This window comes from Pseudomonas sp. UMAB-40 (genome assembly GCF_900095275.1).
In the GTDB taxonomy this organism is placed as follows: Bacteria; Pseudomonadota; Gammaproteobacteria; order Pseudomonadales; family Pseudomonadaceae; genus Aquipseudomonas; species Aquipseudomonas mandelii_B.
Window position 1 is genome coordinate 47,058 of sequence record NZ_LT607556.1, and the last position, 15,529, is coordinate 62,586.

Genomic DNA, 15,529 nt, shown 5'->3' on the forward strand with positions numbered 1-15,529 from the left:
CCGGGCCCGATGAATTTGCCGTGGAAGCCCTGCAGGCCAGCGCCGTGGGCTATCTGGTGAAGCCTGTGCGAACTGAACATTTACATGATGCATTGAAAAAAGCCGAGCGGCCCAATCGCGTCCAGCTCGCCGCCCTGACCCGTCCAGCCGCCGAAAGCGGTAGCGGCCCCCGCAGCCACATCAGTGCCCGAACACGTAAAGGCATTGAGCTGATCCCGTTGGGTCAGGTGGTCTACTTCATTGCTGACCACAAATACGTGACCTTGCGCCATGAAGGCGGCGAAGTGCTGCTGGATGAACCGCTCAAGGCCCTGGAAGATGAATTCGGTGATCGTTTCGTGCGCATCCACCGCAACGCGCTGGTTGCCCGCGAACGTATCGAACGCCTGCAACGCACACCGCTGGGGCATTTTCAGCTGTTCCTCAAAGGGCTCAATGGCGATGCCCTGATCGTCAGCCGTCGCCATGTGGCCGGCGTGCGCAAAATGATGCAACAGCTTTAATTCGCTGATCACAGGCGAACTTCATATCCGTTTGCTGGACGTTTGAGGCCAGGGAGGCCACGCAGTGTCTGATACAAGTCAAAGTGGATTTGGCTGAGCTGTTATTATCCGCCGTATCTATTCAGTACGGATTGATCCATGTCCTCTCGCGAAATCCGCATCGCCACCCGCAAAAGTGCTCTTGCCCTGTGGCAGGCCGAATACGTCAAGACCCGTCTGGAGCAGGCTCATCCTGGTCTGCTTGTGACGCTGGTGCCCATGGTCAGTCGTGGCGACAAGCTGCTCGACTCGCCCCTGTCGAAAATCGGTGGCAAGGGCCTGTTCGTCAAGGAACTCGAAACCGCGCTGCTGGAAAACGAAGCCGACATCGCCGTGCATTCGATGAAAGACGTGCCGATGGATTTCCCCGAAGGCCTCGGTCTGTTCTGCATCTGCGAGCGCGAAGACCCGCGCGATGCGTTCGTTTCCAATACCTACGCCAGCCTGGATGAGTTGCCGCAGGGCAGCATCGTCGGCACCTCCAGCCTGCGCCGTCAGGCTCAGTTGCTGACCCGCCGCCCGGACCTGGAAATCCGCTTCCTGCGCGGCAACGTCAACACGCGCCTGGCCAAGCTTGACGCCAGCGAATACGACGCCATCATCCTCGCGGCTGCCGGCCTGATTCGTCTCGGCTTCGAAGATCGCATCACCTCGGCGATCAGTGTCGACGACAGCTTGCCGGCCGGTGGCCAGGGCGCGGTGGGCATCGAGTGCCGCAGCGCCGACAGTGAAATCCACGCGTTGCTGGCGCCGTTGCATCACCAGGACACCGCCACCCGCGTGACCGCGGAACGTTCCCTCAACAAACATCTGAATGGCGGCTGCCAAGTGCCGATCGCCTGCTACGCCGTGCTTGAAGGCGAGCAGATCTGGTTGCGCGGTCTGGTGGGCGATCCGAGCGGCGGCCTGCTGCTCAGTGCCGAGGCCCGCGCACCGCGTGGCGATGCAGAAGCCTTGGGTGTGCAAGTGGCTGAAGACTTGCTGAGCCAGGGCGCCGGCGACATTCTGAAGGCGGTCTATGGCGAGGCAGGTCACGAGTGACGGGCTGGCGCCTGCTGCTGACGCGCCCTGCGGATGAGTCGGCGGCGCTGAGCGGTGTTTTGTCGCAAGCGGGGATTTTCAGCAGCAGCTTGCCGCTTCTGGAGATCGAGCCGATTGCTGTCTCTGACACAATGCGCGAGGTGATTCAGGGGCTGGATCGTTACTGTGCGGTGATCGTGGTCAGTAAACCGGCCGCCAGAATTGGCGTTGACCTGCTCAATCAGTATTGGCCACAGCCACCGTCCCCACGCTGGTTCAGCGTGGGCGCGGCGACCGCGCAGATCCTGGCGGATAACGGGCTGAACGTGAGTTTCCCCGCCGAGGGCGATGACAGCGAAGCCTTGCTTGAACTTCCCTCGTTGCGCGAGGCGATTGCCCGACCCGATCCGCAGGTGCTGATCCTGCGCGGGGAGGGCGGGCGCGAGTTGCTGGCTGAGCGTTTGCGCGAGCTTGGTGCTAGTGTCGAGTATCTGGAGTTATACCGTCGCGGACTGCCTCACTACCCGTCGACGGTTCTGCCTGACCGTATCGAAGCGGAACGCTTGAACGGGCTGGTGGTCAGCAGTGGACAGGGTTTTGAGCACCTGCGCCAATTGGCGGGCGATGCCTGGCCTGAAATGGCGCGGTTGCCGTTGTTTGTTCCAAGCCCCAGGGTCGCCGAGCTGGCACGTGCCGCCGGGGCCCAAACAGTTGTGGATTGTCGTGGCGCCAGTGCCGCGGCTTTGCTGACGGCGTTACGGGAGCATCCCGAACCCGTTCTCTAATGCAAAGGATGGATACGTGAGCGAAACAGCCTTGCCAAAAGAAGACGTGCTGCCGGTGCTTGAAGCGCCGGTGGAAACTCCACCACCTGCCACAGTGCAGCGCCGGGGCAATGGGCTGGCAATCGTCGCGCTGCTGTTGGGCGCCGCCGGTGTTGCCGTGGGCGGTTGGGGTGTTTGGCAGGTGCGTCACCTGCAAGCCAACAACCAGCAGCAGTTGAGCCAGGTCCAGGCGTTGAACGATCAGGCGCAGAGCCTGAAACTCAACGAACAGCGCCTGAGCGCGCGCCTTGAACAAATGCCTGCGGCCGAAGAACTGGATGCTCGCAGCCGTCTGGTGACGCAGTTGCAAGGCGATCAGCAACGCTTGAATCAGCGTCTGGAGACGGTCCTCGGCGCGAGCCGCAAAGATTGGCGTCTGGCCGAAGCCGAGCACTTGTTGCGTCTGGCCAGCCTGCGTCTTTCTGCGCTGCAGGACATCAGCAGCGCCCAGGCCCTGGTGCAGGGCGCCGATGAAATTTTGCGTGAACAGAACGATCCCGGTGCCTTCGCCGCTCGCGAGCAAGTGGCCAAAACCCTGGTGGCGCTGCGCAGCACAGAGCAGCCGGATCGCACAGGGTTGTTCCTGCGACTGGGCGCATTGCGCGATCAGGTCATCGACCTCACCGAGCTGGCCCCCGAGTACAAGGATCGTGGCGAATCGCTGTTGGGCCTGACGGCCGATGGCGACGGTGCCAGTCGTTGGGCGCAGTGGTGGGATCAGATTTCCCGCTACATCCGCATCGACTTCAATGCTGACAAAAATGTTCGCCCATTGCTGGCAGGGCAGAGCCTGAGTCAGGTGCGTCTGGCGCTGAGCCTGGCGCTGGAGCAGGCGCAATGGGCCGCGCTCAATGGCCAGGCAGCGGTCTACACCCAGGCGCTGGCCGAGGCGCGGGATGTATTGACCGGCAACTTCAACCCGGACAACCCTCAAAGCAAAGTCATGCTTGAGCAGGTGGGCGAGTTGAGCAAGCAGCCGGTCACGGTGGTCACGCCGGACCTGACCGGGACATTGAGTGCGGTCCAGGGGTATCTGGAGCGGCGTAACGTCAACGCCGAAGACTCGATCAAACCGATGGCAAAACCGGCCGCGAACACTGCGCAGGAGGCCACGCCATGAAACGCCTCTATGTGATCGTATTCCTGGTCATCGCCGCAGCCGCCGCACTGGGCCTGGCGATTGCCGAGCATTCCGGTTACGTGTTGATCGCCTACAAGACCTTTCGCTATGAAGCGAGCCTGTGGGCAACCCTGGCGTTGGTCGCCGTGCTCTGGCTGGTGTTCTGGGGCATCAAGGCGTTGGTCGTGCTGGTGATGACGTCCAGCGGCGTGGTCAATCCGTGGTCGCGGCGCAATCGCAGCCGTCGGGTGCAAGTGGCGATCGAACACGGTCAGCTGGACCTGGCAGAAGGTCGATGGGCCAGTGCGCAGCGTCACCTGCATCGCGCTGCCGAAGCCGAGCGCCAGCCGCTGCTCTACTACCTCGGCGCCGCGCGCGCCGCCAATGAACAAGGTCACTACGAGGAATGCGACAACTTGCTGGAACGCGCACTCGAGCGCCAGCCGCAGGCCGAATTGGCGATTGCCTTGAGTCACGCGCAGTTGCAGAACGACCGCGGCGACACTGAAGGCGCCCTGGTGACGCTGCAAGCCATGCACGAGCGTCATCCTCATAACGTCCAGACCTTGCGCCAGTTGCAGCGTCTGCATCAGCAGCGCGGCGACTGGTCGGCGGTGATTCGCCTGCTCCCGGAGCTGCGCAAGGATAAAGTCTTGCCGCCCGCCGAGCTGGCCGATCTGGAACGCCGGGCGTGGGGTGAAAACCTTTCCCTGGCGGCGCATCAGGAAGCGGACGGCACGGTGGGTTTGCAATCGCTCAATCGCGCCTGGCAGCAACTCACCTCGGCTCAGCGCCAGGAGCCTCAGTTGGTGCTGGCCTATGCCGAGCAGCTGCGGCAACTGGGCGCGCAGGTTGAAGCGGAAGAAGTGCTGCGCACGGCGCTCAAGCGCAAGTACGACAGTCATTTGGCGCGTCTCTACGGTCTGGTGCGCGGTAGCGATCCGGCTCGTCAACTGCAAACGGCCGAGGGATGGCTCAAGGATCATCCGGCCGACCCAAGCCTTCTGCTGACACTCGGCCGGCTGTGCCTGCAAAGCAGTCTGTGGGGCAAGGCGCGGGACTATCTGGAAAGTAGTTTGCGGGTACAGCGCAACCCGGAAGCCTGTGCGGAATTGGCGCGGTTGCTCGCTCAGCTTGGCGACACAGAGCGCAGCAACCAGTTGTTCCAGGAAGGCCTGGTCCTGCTGGACGAGCGCCTCTTGGCGGCACCACTCCCAGCGCCCGTTTACGCCTGAAAGGATTCCCTTGTAGCAGCTGGCGCAGCCTGCGTCCGGTTGCGAAGCAGTCGTAAAACGAGCGCACGGTTTCATCAGGCTAATCGCGTTTAATTTATGACGGCTGCTTTGCAACCGGACGCAGGCTGCTACAGGGGCGAAAGCCGTTCTTTGGCGTGATTCGGTCGCGTGAAATCCGTTGAATGTTTGGCGTTGTAGCCCCTGATTAGCTTTGTCCTACAGAGGGCTACATCAAATCCTCTCGACGCTGTCGGGAATTCCCTACACTTCTGGTGAAGTGTCCGTGCCGACCTGCCTTGAAAGGCTGGCGCGCTTTCCTCTACCGTAACCGCCTGTCTCTACTGTTACGGATAAGCCATGTTTTTGGCCTGCTCACGCTCCTTGTTTTTCATGGCTTTTATTGCAGGTGCCCTGGCCTTGGGCGTTTCCTATTACCTGGAATACGCAATCGGCCTCAAGCCTTGCGGGTTATGCCTTTTGCAGCGAGTCTGCCTGGCGTTGTTCACCGGTGTCTGCCTGGCGGCTTCGGTGCATGGCCCTGGCCGCTTCGGGACTTTTCTTTATTGGCTGCTCGGTTTGTCATGCAGTCTCGCCGGTATGGTCGCGGCGTGGCGGCAAGTCTTGTTGCAAAGCGATCCGGCGCATCAGCTATCGACCTGCTCCACCCATCCGCAGGCCCTATACGAGAACCTGCCCTGGCTGTGCAAAGTGACGCTGATGTTCAAAGGGGACGAAGATTGCGCAGAAATTTCCTGGACGCTGTTTGACCTGAGCATCCCGGAATGGAGTCTGTTGCTCTTCATGGCGGTGACAATTCTGAGTGTTTATCAGCTGCTGCGCGTTGTCTGGCTTGCCTGCGAGCGACCGCTCAGCGGCGTGTCGTCGCACCGGGGGCTGGCGGGTGATTAAACACTTGTATGAACTTTATCTCCTGCGTACCTTGAAGCCATTGTCGCGCGGGCATAATCTGGCCCGCACGTGTCATTGGAATTATGTTGCTCGATGACGCTCTGCCTGGTCGATTCTTGATTATCAAGACTGCGACAGGTGTAGGGCAGCATGACCCACAAGGGAAGAGAGATCACCATGCTCGAAAGTTGTCAGAATGCTCAGGAACGTTGGGGTGGAGTGCATCTGCTGATCGATCGCTGGTTGCAGGAGCGTCACGAACTGGTTCGAGCCTACGATGCTCTCGGTGCCGAGCCAGAGGCTTTGGGCGAAAACCGAAAGCCGTTGCAGGAATTCTGCGGCGTGCTGGTCGATTACGTATCTGCCGGGCACTTCGAAATCTACGAACAGCTGACCGGCGAAGCCAAGGCTTTTGGCGATACTCGCGGGCTGGAGCTGGCCGAGACGATTTACCCGCGCATCGACGTCATCACCGAGAAGCTGCTGGCGTTCAATGACCTGTGTGATGCAGGCAAGTGCGTCGCAGAGAAATTCAAGGAGCTGGGCGGGCTGTTGCACGAACGCTTCGAACTGGAAGATTGCCTGATCGAAGTGCTGCACACTGCTCACAAGGAAGAGGACCCGGTTCAGGCCTGAACCTCTCCTGCAAGACTAAAAAACGGTGCGCGATGCGCGCCGTTTTTCGTTTCCGGCTTTCAGCCTGTGACACCGCGCAATTCGACTTCGAACACCAGTGGCGTGAACGGGGCGATCAGGTCGCCGGCACCGTCCGCGCCATAGGCTTGCGACGATGGAATCACCAGGCGCCATTTCGCACCCACCGGCATGTTTTGCAATGCGCTGCGCCAGCCGCTGATCACGCTATCAAGACTGAACCACTGAGGCTTGCTGTTCTGATCGAACACCGTGCCGTCGGGAAGGCGTCCTACATATAGAACTTCGACCTTGCCATTAGGACCCGCCTTGGCCCCGGTGCCCGGTGCCAACTCGGTCAGCAAAATTCCATCTGCCAGCTCACGAACACCCGGTTTGGCTTTTTCCTCGGTGAGGAACCGCTGCTCTTTTTCCAGCGCGACTTCACTTTGCGCTACGGCGGGTTGCTCGGCGACCTGGGCTTCGTGCTCGGCCAGAATCTGTTCGATCTGCTCGTCTTTCAAGGCCAGTGGCTTGCCTTGATAGGCTTGTTGCAAACCGTCGAGCAATGCCTGGAGTTGTAGGTCCGGCACCTCTTGGCGCAAGCGCTCACCCAGGCTAGCACCCAGGCTGTAAGCAAGATCGTGAGCCTCATTTGGGGTGGTTTTTTCGGCGGCCTGGGCCACGGAAAAACACACGCACAACGATAAAAAAAAGTAGCGCGACATGGGCACACTCCGATCTGAGATGCGATGGATTATGCCAGTGTGAGTGCGCTCAAAGGTGAACTGGTTTTGCACCCGCGCAGAAGAATTTCAATCTGTTGCAACGCAGCGCTTTCGATACTGTCAACATGCCCTAGCGGCGGTGTCATCTGAGGTCTAGTATGAGCCGCACCCACGTCAGCCAGGAGGTAAACCATGTCGGCCACCAAGAAGCCTGTAAATACCCCGTTGCACTTACTCCAACAACTCTCGGGCAGCCTGCTCGATCATTTGGAAAACGCTTGTTCCCAAGCCTTGGCTGATGCTGAAAAACTGCTCGCCAAACTGGAAAAGCAGCGCGGAAAAGCGCAGGAGAAATTGCACAAATCCCGTACCAAATTGCAGGACGCCGCAGCTGCCGGTAAAGCCAAGGCACAAACCAAAGCGAAGGGTGCGGTGAAAGAACTTGAGGACTTGCTCGATGCCCTCAAGGATCGTCAATCCGAAACCCGCAGCTACATCCTGCAACTCAAGCGCGATGCTCAAGAAAGCCTGAAACTGGCCCAGGGTATCGGTCGTGTACAAGAGGCTGTCGGCAAGGCGTTGTCCCTGCGTTCGGCCAAGCCTGCTGCGGCACCTGCCAAGAAAGCTGCTGCCAAACCGACGGCTGCAAAAGCACCGGCCAAGCCTGCCGCCAAAGCACCGGTGAAAGCTGCGGCAAAACCTGCGGCAAAAAAACCAGTCGCAGCCAGCGCTGCAAAACCAGCGGCTAAATTGACGACTGCCAAACCTGCCGCCAAGCCAGCCGCTGCCAAAACGGCTGCCGCTAAACCTGCTGCAAAAACCGCGGCTGCGAAACCGGCTGTGGCGAAAACCGCAGCGGCAAAACCTGCTGCAAAATCGGCAGCAAAACCAGCCGCTAAAACGGCTGCTGCCAAACCAGCTACAAAACCTGCCGCTGCAAAAGCTGCTGCCGCCAAGCCAGCCGCAAAACCTGCCGCGGCTAAAACCGCTGCCGCCAAACCAGCCGCCAAACCGGCTGCGAAACCCGCTGCAAAAGTTGCGGCGAAACCCGCTGCTAAACCTGCTGCCGCGAAACCCGCTGCCGCCGCCAAACCTGCTGCAGCGAAACCAGCAGCGAAACCAGCCGCTGCAAAACCTGCTGCCGCGAAGCCAGCCGTGAAAAAACCGGCCGCTGCTGCCAAGCCAGCGACTCCAGCTCCGTCGCCAGCTGCATCGGCTTCGCCTGCTCCAGCAGCCACCACCTCGACCCCATCGTCTGCGCCAACGCCAGCCGCACCGTCGAGCACCAGCACCACCCCAGCCAGCGCTTCCTAAGTGCCGGTTGCCGCGACGCGCAGCTGATGCAGCGCGTCGCGGTCCAGGTGGGCGGCGCCTGCCGCCACACCTTCCAGCCAGGCCGTTGAATCGGTCACCTCATACTGCGGCCAACTCTGCGACAAACGCTCCAGTCGCAACAGCAAATGCCGTTCGGCTTCCATCTCCAGCGTTTTCACTTGTTCGCGCAAATCATCCAGCCCGGCATCCTCGCCAGCGGCGGCTTTCCATTGCATTCGCAAGGCGCGCAACGGTTGCACGACATCGGCGTCCCACGGTCCGGCTACATCGCGAAGCAACTGCAAGCGTTGTTCGTTGCAGGTAACGCCACGTTCTCCCAGCCACAACCCGCATAGCAGCAAGCACACGTTCACACCCGCCGACTGCAACGTCAGGCACGCGGCTTCAACGCCGCGACGGGAGTAAGTGGTAACGGAAAAGCTCCACAGGTCAGAGGACATAGTGCTACTCGCGCCAGTTGCGAGCGAAGCTGGTAGACTCCGCCGCCATTATGATTCGACTTCAGAACCTGACTTTACAGCGTGGCCCTCAACGTCTGCTAGAAGACGCTGAGCTGACCCTGCACGCCGGCCACAAAGCCGGCCTCATCGGTGCCAACGGCGCCGGCAAATCGAGCCTGTTCGCCTTGATTCGGGGCGAACTGCACCCGGACTCGGGTGACTGCTTCCTGCCGGCTGACTGGCGCATCGCCCACATGCGTCAGGAAATCGAGACCCTCGAACGCCTGGCGGTCGACTACGTGCTCGATGGTGACCTGCGCCTGCGTGAGGTGCAACGCGACCTCGCCGCGGCCGAAGCATCGCATGACGGCGCGGCTCAGGCCCGTCTGCACGCGGAACTCGACAGTGCCGACGGTTACACCGCCGACGCTCGGGCCCGCAAGCTGCTGGCTGGCCTTGGGTTCACCAACGAGCAAATGGATCGTCCGGTAGGAGATTTCTCTGGTGGCTGGAGGATGCGTCTGAACCTGGCGCAGGCTTTGATGTGCCCCTCGGACCTGTTGCTGCTCGACGAGCCGACCAACCACTTGGACCTCGACGCCATCATCTGGCTCGAAGAATGGCTGAAAAGCTATCCCGGCACCTTGTTGCTGATTTCCCACGACCGGGATTTCCTCGACGCCGTGGTCGATCACGTGGCCCACGTCGATCAGCGCAAGATCACCCTGTACCGCGGTGGTTACAGCGCCTTCGAACGTGCCCGCGCCGAACGCCTGGCCCAGCAACAGCAGGCCTACGAGAAGCAGCAGGCGCAGCGTGCGCACATGGAAAGCTACATCGCCCGCTTCAAGGCCCAGGCCACCAAGGCCCGTCAGGCCCAGAGCCGGATCAAGGCGCTGGAGCGGATGGAAGAACTGTCCGCCGCCCACGTCGACTCGCCGTTCGACTTCGTCTTTCGCGAATCGCAGAAAATCTCCAGCCCATTGATCGACCTGTCGGACGCTCGCCTGGGCTATGGCGACAAAGCCGTGCTGGAGAAGGTCAAGCTGCAACTGACCCCCGGTGCGCGGATCGGTTTGCTCGGCCCGAACGGCGCCGGTAAGTCGACTTTGATCAAGAACCTCGCCGGGGAACTCTCGCCGTTGGCCGGTCGCCTGACCCGTGGCGAAAACACCGTCGTGGGCTACTTCGCCCAGCATCAGCTGGATTCTCTGGATTCCAAGGCCAGCCCGTTGCTGCACTTGCAGCGTTTGGCACCCACCGAGCGCGAGCAGACACTGCGCGACTTCCTCGGTGGGTTCGACTTCCGTGGCGCGCGTATCGACGAGCCGGTGCTGAATTTCTCCGGTGGCGAAAAGGCCCGTCTGGCCCTGGCATTGATTGCCTGGGATCGGCCGAACCTGTTGCTGCTCGACGAACCGACCAACCACCTCGACCTGGAAATGCGCCTGGCGCTGACCATGGCCCTGCAGGAATTCAGTGGTGCGGTGCTGGTGGTCTCTCACGATCGCCATCTGCTCAAAAGCACCACCGACAATTTCTACCTGGTGGCGGACGGCAAGGTCGAGGAGTTCGACGGCGATCTGGAAGACTACGCCCGTTGGCTGGTCGACTACCGTCAGCGCAATGCCCCGGTCAGCAACACCCCGGTCAACCCGGACAAGACCGACAAGAAGGCCCAGCGCCAGGCTGCTGCTGCGTTGCGTCAGCAACTGGCACCGCACAAGCGTGAGGCTGACAAGCTCGAAGTCGAGTTGGGCAAGCTGCACGAGAAACTGGCGAAGATCGATACCAGCCTCGGCGACAGCGACATTTACGAACCGGCGCGCAAGAACGATTTGCGTGATCTGCTGGCTGAACAGGCCAAGCTGAAGGTGCGTGAAGCCGAACTCGAAGAAGCCTGGATGGAAGCCCTGGAACTGCTCGAAAGCATGCAGGCGGAGCTGGAGGCGCTGTCTTGATGGAAGCTTTCAAGCTGCCGCTGCCGGCGGGGTGGGGCGAGCCGATCTGGTTCGCCGCGCAAATCCTGCTGATTCTGTTGGCGGGTTACTTCGCCCAACGCTTCGTCGCTAAATGCCTGACTCGCCTGGGCGAGCGCTACCCGTTTCCACCGCAGCTGCTGATGCCGCTGCGCGGCGGTTTGCGCTGGCTGATCATGGGCAGTGCGCTGATTTTCGTACTCGAACGCCTCGGAGTCTCGGCCACCGTGCTCTGGACTGCGTTGTCCGGGTTTGTGGCTGTCGCGGCGGTGGCGTTCTTCGCCATGTGGAGCGTGCTCTCCAACCTGCTCTGCGCAATCCTGATCTTCACCGTCGGCCCGTTCCGCATCGGTGACGTCGTCGAGTTGGTGGACACCACCGACAAGCCCGGCGTCAAAGGTCGGGTGGTGGCGATCAATCTGCTGTACACCACGCTGATTGAAGCGGAAGAACTCGGTACCGGCAGCGCCATGGTGCAAGTGCCCAACAGCCTGTTCTTCCAGCGTTCGGTTCGGCGCTGGCGCGGGAGTGATGTGTTTCCGTTGAGCGGGATCGAAAAGTAAACCTTCTTTCGACTGATACACCGCCATCGCGAGCAAGCTCGCTCCCACAGGTTTTTGGGTTGGATCGCAGATTTGTGATCAGCCGGGATCCCTGTGGGAGCGAGCTTGCTCGCGATAGCGGACTATCAGGCGATGAGCCTTTCGAGTCCTGAACGCTGGTCGGCAGCCGCCACATCCCGTAAAAAATCGATGGTCATCAGCCCAAAGCCGCATTAGCTTAGACGTCTGTCACAAGTCTGAGTCGAGGTGTGCAATGGAGCTTCAAACATGGCTGGCGTTTTTTGCCGCCTGCTGGGTGATCAGTCTGTCTCCCGGTGCCGGCGCCATTGCGTCGATGTCCAGCGGTCTGCAATACGGTTTCTGGCGCGGTTACTGGAACGCCTTGGGCCTGCAACTGGGCCTGGCGGTACAGATCGCGATTGTCGGCGCCGGTGTGGGCGCGATTCTCACGGCATCAGCCACCGCGTTCTATGCGATCAAATGGTTCGGTGTGGCGTACCTGGTTTACCTCGCGATCAAGCAATGGCGTGCGCTGCCCAGCGACATGAGTGACGACGCAGCCGTGCGTCAGATCGGCAAGCCGATGGCCCTGGTGTTTCGCGGCTTTCTGGTCAATATCAGCAACCCCAAGGCCCTCGTGTTCATGCTGGCGGTATTGCCGCAGTTCATTGATCCGCACGCGCCGCTGTTGGCTCAGTACCTGATCATCGGCGTGACCATGGTCTGCGTCGACCTGATCGTCATGGCCGGGTACACCGGGTTGGCGTCGAAGGTACTGCGTCTGCTGCGCACGCCAAAACAGCAGAAACGCATGAACCGCACGTTTGCCGGGCTGTTTATTGGTGCGGCGGCGTTTATGGCGACGCTGCGCAAAGCTGCGGTGTAAAACCTCTCAAGGGAAACGCGATCCATTGTGGCGAGGGGGCTTGCTCCGGGCGACGTTCCGACGCTGGGCTGCGAAGCGGCCCCCAATATTGCGAGCGCTACGCACTCAAGCGGGAGCAAGCTCCCTCGCCACAGGTGATCGGCGTCAGGGTCAGCGCAGGATGACCGGCGCGGTATCCGGCGGCAGGTCGTTGCGCGGCTGCGGTTGTCCTGACGGCACATAACTGCCATCCCCGAGCTGTTCGCCCAACGACCTCGACACGTCCCGCACCACCCGGGGCCGGTTCAGCGAAACGTGGATGTCCCGATCATTCACCAATTTGGTGTCCTGAGCTTCGCCCATCGCCGTGAACGCTGAGGTGATTTCATACGTCTGGGTGTTGATCAGGCTGAAGTCCGCCACCAGGGTCAACGCCAGCACTGCCGAATAGCTGTCAGTGTTGGCCAGCTCATTCATGTCCTGGGTGAAGTCGATGTCCGACAGTGTGCCGAACAGCACGTAGTCGGCGCCTTTGAAGTCGCCGGCCTTGATGCGTTTGATCACGTCGTACACATCGCTTTTGGCGCTGGCGGTGTAGGGCGAGCCCTGAATCAGCTGGAACATCCCGGTTTTGAGCATCTGGCCTTTGATGTCGCCACTGAAACGGCGGATTTCGGTCTGTTCCAGGTAGCTGTTCTGCGTCGTGTACTCGTCGTAACTGGACGAGCCACTGGCGCCGTAATAGTCCTGCTGATGATTGTCCCGGGCCGATACCACGTGAACGTATTGATCCACGCTGGCCTCGTAGGCGAGGTCGGTGACAGCGATTTTCGGGGCCGCCTGTACGCCAGCGGCGCAGGCCAGGGCCAGGATGCCAATCCATGCACGCATTGCTTAGCGCTCCGTAGTCTTGCGGATTTCTTTCTCGTCCATCCACTCGGCCAGCCCGCTTTCGACATCGACCAACTGCAGGCTGAATTTGTAGAAGACGTCCTTGTAATCGTTGCTGCGCTTGACGATGGAACTGATCGAGCCTTCCAGGCGATAACGGGCGGCGATCATGTTGCCGGTTTTGGCCACCGTGCTCTTCTTGTACAAACCGCTCTGGTTTTGCAATTTCAGATGGGCGACCTGGCTCTGCATGTCCGTGTTGTCGCTGGCAAAGCGTGCGGTGCCGGAACGCATCAACTGGGTCTTGATCGACGTGGTGATTTCCCGGGTGTCGATGTATTCGCTGGTCTTGTTCATCACGTCGTACACCTGAACCACCGGGCGGCCCTTCAAAACACCGGACTGGGCGAGGGAGCGGGTCATGCTTTCCGCGATCATTTGCAGGTCGGTCGAGCCGAATTCGTTGGTGATCAGTTCCACGGCTTTCGGGTCGCCATAACTGATGTTGCCACTGCCCAGCACTGGTGAGCGATTGTCGGCGCAGCCACCGATCAGCAGCGCGGCCAGGGCAAGGAACGAAACGCGTGCAAACATGGGCAAAGTCTCAAGTGGGCGGATCACGGCGTATTGATCTCCAGGCGGAAATCCACGGCTTGGGGCACGGGGGCGATGGCCGGCAGAAAACTTGTCTGCTCGGCATACAGGGTCAGGCTTTTCCAGGTATCGGCGTCGGCCACCGGGAAGCCTTCCGGCCCCAGCCAAAGATAGCGGTAATAGAGCGTTCGGTTGTGGGAGTCGGTGTTGCTCAGCTGCGTATTAACCGTCAGGAAACCGTTTTCCCTGGCCATGCGCATCGGCCCGATGGCCACGTTCTCGATCGGTCCGGTGGCCATGACTTTGCTGGCGGCACTGCCGGGTTCCGGCGGTGGCGGCGGGGTGACGCAACCCGCCAACAAGGCCAAGGCGACAACGGCGAAGCATTTCAATCCCATGAAAATCTCCGTTCAGGGTTGAGCAGGGCTGATGGCAGCCTGCGGTGCGGGAACAGTGTCGAGTTGCAAGGCGACGTCGGCGGCGAATCGGCGGTTACCCACCGCGCGCAGGCTGAAAGCCTGGTGTGTCTGATCCACCTTGAACCTGACCGGTGTTGCGTCCGGCGCGTTGGGCAACGTCAGTTGGTGCTGGCCTTTCTTGAGTCGCAGGCGGGCAACCAGCGTCTTGTCCGGCAACGTGCGCCAGCCGCGGGTGTCGGCATCCTCGCGTTGAAGCTGCTGCAGGATCGTTTCCTCAAGTTTCTCGGGCCTGTGTTTTTTCAGATAGGCCAGGTACTCGACATTGGACCGGGCGCGATGGAGCGTGCGTTGAATAATGCCCGGCATGTCGTCACGCAAGGTGCGCCGCGACATGTCGCCGAAGCTGTTGAGCAACGTCAGTTTCTGTTTCTTGCCATCCACCGTGACGAAGTCCACAGGCGGAGTGGACGTGTCGGGGATGAGGATCGGGAACGACATGTTGGTGATGTAGGTTTCACCGTCGACATCCACTGAAATCGGCACGCGCACCGAACTGCGCGCCGGCGCCAGACCGGTTTGTACGATCAGCAGAACGTCGACCTCGCCGGCCTTCAGCGGGGACTTGGCCAGGTTGCGCAAGGCGTGTTCGAGCAGCGGCGTATTGGGGCGCAGTTCGATGGCCTGGCGATAACCCGGCGCGGCGAGGTCTTTCTCGTTCAGCGATTCATAAATGAACCCGGCGAGGTAATGGCTGAACGCACTCTGGTAGCTGTTCTTGAGCGCGATCACTTCGGGGGCGTCGAGGGTCGCGACCGGGTAACCCTGAAGGTCCTGGAATTTCAACGCGACCCCTTGTTCCTTCGCCTGGTTTTCCATTTCCAGGTATTGCTTGTCACGCTTGTCGGCAATGGTTGCTTCGCGCTCGTGGGTTTTCTTGATCATGACGCGAGCGCTGTTAACGTCGGCACTGGAGAGGCTCGCCAGGGCCATTTGCGTGGTCAGGGCGACCTTCTCGAAATCGTAGCCATCGTACAGGCGCACTTTGTCATTGGCGCCGTAACTGTTGAATTCGGTGAATGCTTTGAAGGCGTCGAATCTCGGCGAGTTTTCCCAACCCTCGATCAGCTTGTCGGCGTAATCCCAGTTTGCGTGATTACCCGTCACATGGGCGCCGAGTCGCAGTAATTCGCCTTTTTCCAGGTTGTAGAGCAGGTCACCCGGAGCGAAAGGATTATTACGGTCGAGCACGGCAACCGCGCCATCGAGTTGCCCGGCCTTGAAATAATCGAGTGTCTCGTTCAGCTCCGCGTTGTAGTCACGCAGGGTGGGGCAGCCGCTCAGTAGCAAACATGCACCGAGTACAAACAAGAAGCGCAGGCGGGTGGCCATTTACTGTGTGTCTTCCTTGAAGATAAGCCGCCATGAGGCGGCA

Annotated in this window: 16 protein-coding genes and 1 pseudogene; 11 read left to right on the forward strand and 6 right to left on the reverse strand. The window is 60.6% G+C overall.

The features are described from left to right. From K0F88_RS10000 to rsd, 7 genes and pseudogenes are all read left to right on the forward strand, one after another. Positions 1-503: pseudogene (locus tag K0F88_RS10000) on the forward strand (LytR/AlgR family response regulator transcription factor); the annotation flags it as partial. 138 nt (positions 504-641) lie between these two features. Next, the gene (hemC, locus tag K0F88_RS10005; RefSeq protein ID WP_219094955.1) at positions 642-1,583 is read left to right on the forward strand and encodes a hydroxymethylbilane synthase; all 942 of its coding nucleotides are present in this window, start codon (positions 642-644) and stop codon (positions 1,581-1,583) included. Continuing rightward, positions 1,580-2,347, forward strand: a complete 768-nt coding sequence (locus K0F88_RS10010) for a uroporphyrinogen-III synthase (protein ID WP_094470041.1) — start codon at positions 1,580-1,582, stop codon at positions 2,345-2,347. Before hemC ends, K0F88_RS10010 begins: the two co-directional genes overlap by 4 nt. 16 nt (positions 2,348-2,363) lie before the next feature. Then, positions 2,364-3,506, forward strand: coding sequence for a uroporphyrinogen-III C-methyltransferase (locus K0F88_RS10015; RefSeq protein ID WP_219094956.1), 1,143 nt, complete (start codon positions 2,364-2,366; stop codon positions 3,504-3,506). Next, positions 3,503-4,741: a heme biosynthesis protein HemY gene (locus K0F88_RS10020; RefSeq protein ID WP_219094957.1), complete on the forward strand. Its 1,239-nt coding sequence runs from the start codon at positions 3,503-3,505 to the stop codon at positions 4,739-4,741. The genes K0F88_RS10015 and K0F88_RS10020 overlap by 4 nt, the downstream gene beginning before the upstream one ends. 357 nt (positions 4,742-5,098) lie before the next feature. Next, positions 5,099-5,650 carry a disulfide bond formation protein B gene (locus K0F88_RS10025; RefSeq protein WP_094470044.1) on the forward strand — a complete coding sequence of 184 codons (552 nt, stop codon included), beginning with the start codon at positions 5,099-5,101 and terminating at the stop codon, positions 5,648-5,650. A 177-nt stretch (positions 5,651-5,827) separates the two neighbouring features. Then, the gene (gene rsd, locus K0F88_RS10030) at positions 5,828-6,286 is read left to right on the forward strand and encodes a sigma D regulator (protein WP_094470045.1); all 459 of its coding nucleotides are present in this window, start codon (positions 5,828-5,830) and stop codon (positions 6,284-6,286) included. A 59-nt stretch (positions 6,287-6,345) separates the two neighbouring features. Here rsd and K0F88_RS10035 read toward each other — a convergent pair whose 3' ends face one another. After that, a complete protein-coding gene (locus K0F88_RS10035) occupies positions 6,346-7,011 on the reverse strand; it encodes an FKBP-type peptidyl-prolyl cis-trans isomerase (RefSeq protein WP_219094958.1) in 666 nt (221 codons plus the stop codon). 192 nt (positions 7,012-7,203) lie between these two features. On the opposite strand from K0F88_RS10035, the gene K0F88_RS10040 reads away from it, so the two are divergent. Then, positions 7,204-8,325: an AlgP family protein gene (locus K0F88_RS10040; RefSeq protein ID WP_219094959.1), complete on the forward strand. Its 1,122-nt coding sequence runs from the start codon at positions 7,204-7,206 to the stop codon at positions 8,323-8,325. Here K0F88_RS10040 and K0F88_RS10045 read toward each other — a convergent pair. Then, a complete protein-coding gene (locus K0F88_RS10045; protein ID WP_094470048.1) occupies positions 8,322-8,786 on the reverse strand; it encodes a TIGR02444 family protein in 465 nt (154 codons plus the stop codon). The genes K0F88_RS10040 and K0F88_RS10045 overlap by 4 nt on opposite strands. Positions 8,787-8,836: 50 nt before the next feature. On the opposite strand from K0F88_RS10045, the gene K0F88_RS10050 reads away from it, so the two are divergent. The 3 genes from K0F88_RS10050 to rhtB all read left to right on the forward strand — a co-directional run bounded on the left by K0F88_RS10050 (position 8,837) and on the right by rhtB (position 12,214). Next, positions 8,837-10,747: an ATP-binding cassette domain-containing protein gene (locus tag K0F88_RS10050; RefSeq protein ID WP_219094960.1), complete on the forward strand. Its 1,911-nt coding sequence runs from the start codon at positions 8,837-8,839 to the stop codon at positions 10,745-10,747. Continuing rightward, entirely contained in the window at positions 10,747-11,328 is a 582-nt protein-coding gene (locus K0F88_RS10055; protein WP_077747155.1) for a mechanosensitive ion channel family protein, read from the forward strand. The genes K0F88_RS10050 and K0F88_RS10055 overlap by 1 nt, the downstream gene beginning before the upstream one ends. Positions 11,329-11,581: 253 nt before the next feature. Beyond that, the gene (gene rhtB, locus K0F88_RS10060; protein WP_017341420.1) at positions 11,582-12,214 is read left to right on the forward strand and encodes a homoserine/homoserine lactone efflux protein; all 633 of its coding nucleotides are present in this window, start codon (positions 11,582-11,584) and stop codon (positions 12,212-12,214) included. A 150-nt stretch (positions 12,215-12,364) separates the two neighbouring features. Here the strand turns inward: rhtB and K0F88_RS10065 are convergent, their stop codons facing one another. Genes K0F88_RS10065 through K0F88_RS10080 form a run of 4 tightly spaced genes read right to left on the reverse strand, consistent with a single transcriptional unit; the run spans position 12,365 to position 15,486 of the window. Beyond that, positions 12,365-13,084 carry a penicillin-binding protein activator LpoB gene (locus tag K0F88_RS10065; protein WP_219094961.1) on the reverse strand — a complete coding sequence of 240 codons (720 nt, stop codon included), beginning with the start codon at positions 13,082-13,084 and terminating at the stop codon, positions 12,365-12,367. A 3-nt stretch (positions 13,085-13,087) separates the two neighbouring features. Continuing rightward, positions 13,088-13,678, reverse strand: a complete 591-nt coding sequence (gene lpoB, locus K0F88_RS10070; RefSeq protein WP_219094962.1) for a penicillin-binding protein activator LpoB — start codon at positions 13,676-13,678, stop codon at positions 13,088-13,090. Between the two features lie 23 nt (positions 13,679-13,701). Then, positions 13,702-14,076: a YcfL family protein gene (locus tag K0F88_RS10075; RefSeq protein WP_219094963.1), complete on the reverse strand. Its 375-nt coding sequence runs from the start codon at positions 14,074-14,076 to the stop codon at positions 13,702-13,704. Between the two features lie 12 nt (positions 14,077-14,088). Continuing rightward, positions 14,089-15,486 carry a COG3014 family protein gene (locus K0F88_RS10080; protein ID WP_219094964.1) on the reverse strand — a complete coding sequence of 466 codons (1,398 nt, stop codon included), beginning with the start codon at positions 15,484-15,486 and terminating at the stop codon, positions 14,089-14,091. Positions 15,487-15,529: the final 43 nt, after the last annotated feature.

Excerpts from the sequence above, each read along its gene's own strand:
- hemC (WP_219094955.1), top strand. The coding sequence starts at position 642 with ATGTCCTCTCGCGAAATCCGCATCGCCACCCGCAAAAGTGCTCTTGCC.
- K0F88_RS10020 (WP_219094957.1), top strand. The coding sequence starts at position 3,503 with ATGAAACGCCTCTATGTGATCGTATTCCTGGTCATCGCCGCAGCCGCC.
- K0F88_RS10025 (WP_094470044.1), top strand. The coding sequence starts at position 5,099 with ATGTTTTTGGCCTGCTCACGCTCCTTGTTTTTCATGGCTTTTATTGCA.
- rsd (WP_094470045.1), top strand. The coding sequence starts at position 5,828 with ATGCTCGAAAGTTGTCAGAATGCTCAGGAACGTTGGGGTGGAGTGCAT.
- K0F88_RS10035 (WP_219094958.1), bottom strand. The coding sequence starts at position 7,011 with ATGTCGCGCTACTTTTTTTTATCGTTGTGCGTGTGTTTTTCCGTGGCC.
- K0F88_RS10040 (WP_219094959.1), top strand. The coding sequence starts at position 7,204 with ATGTCGGCCACCAAGAAGCCTGTAAATACCCCGTTGCACTTACTCCAA.
- K0F88_RS10045 (WP_094470048.1), bottom strand. The coding sequence starts at position 8,786 with ATGTCCTCTGACCTGTGGAGCTTTTCCGTTACCACTTACTCCCGTCGC.
- K0F88_RS10050 (WP_219094960.1), top strand. The coding sequence starts at position 8,837 with ATGATTCGACTTCAGAACCTGACTTTACAGCGTGGCCCTCAACGTCTG.
- K0F88_RS10055 (WP_077747155.1), top strand. The coding sequence starts at position 10,747 with ATGGAAGCTTTCAAGCTGCCGCTGCCGGCGGGGTGGGGCGAGCCGATC.
- rhtB (WP_017341420.1), top strand. The coding sequence starts at position 11,582 with ATGGAGCTTCAAACATGGCTGGCGTTTTTTGCCGCCTGCTGGGTGATC.
- K0F88_RS10065 (WP_219094961.1), bottom strand. The coding sequence starts at position 13,084 with ATGCGTGCATGGATTGGCATCCTGGCCCTGGCCTGCGCCGCTGGCGTA.
- lpoB (WP_219094962.1), bottom strand. The coding sequence starts at position 13,678 with ATGTTTGCACGCGTTTCGTTCCTTGCCCTGGCCGCGCTGCTGATCGGT.
- K0F88_RS10075 (WP_219094963.1), bottom strand. The coding sequence starts at position 14,076 with ATGGGATTGAAATGCTTCGCCGTTGTCGCCTTGGCCTTGTTGGCGGGT.
- K0F88_RS10080 (WP_219094964.1), bottom strand. The coding sequence starts at position 15,486 with ATGGCCACCCGCCTGCGCTTCTTGTTTGTACTCGGTGCATGTTTGCTA.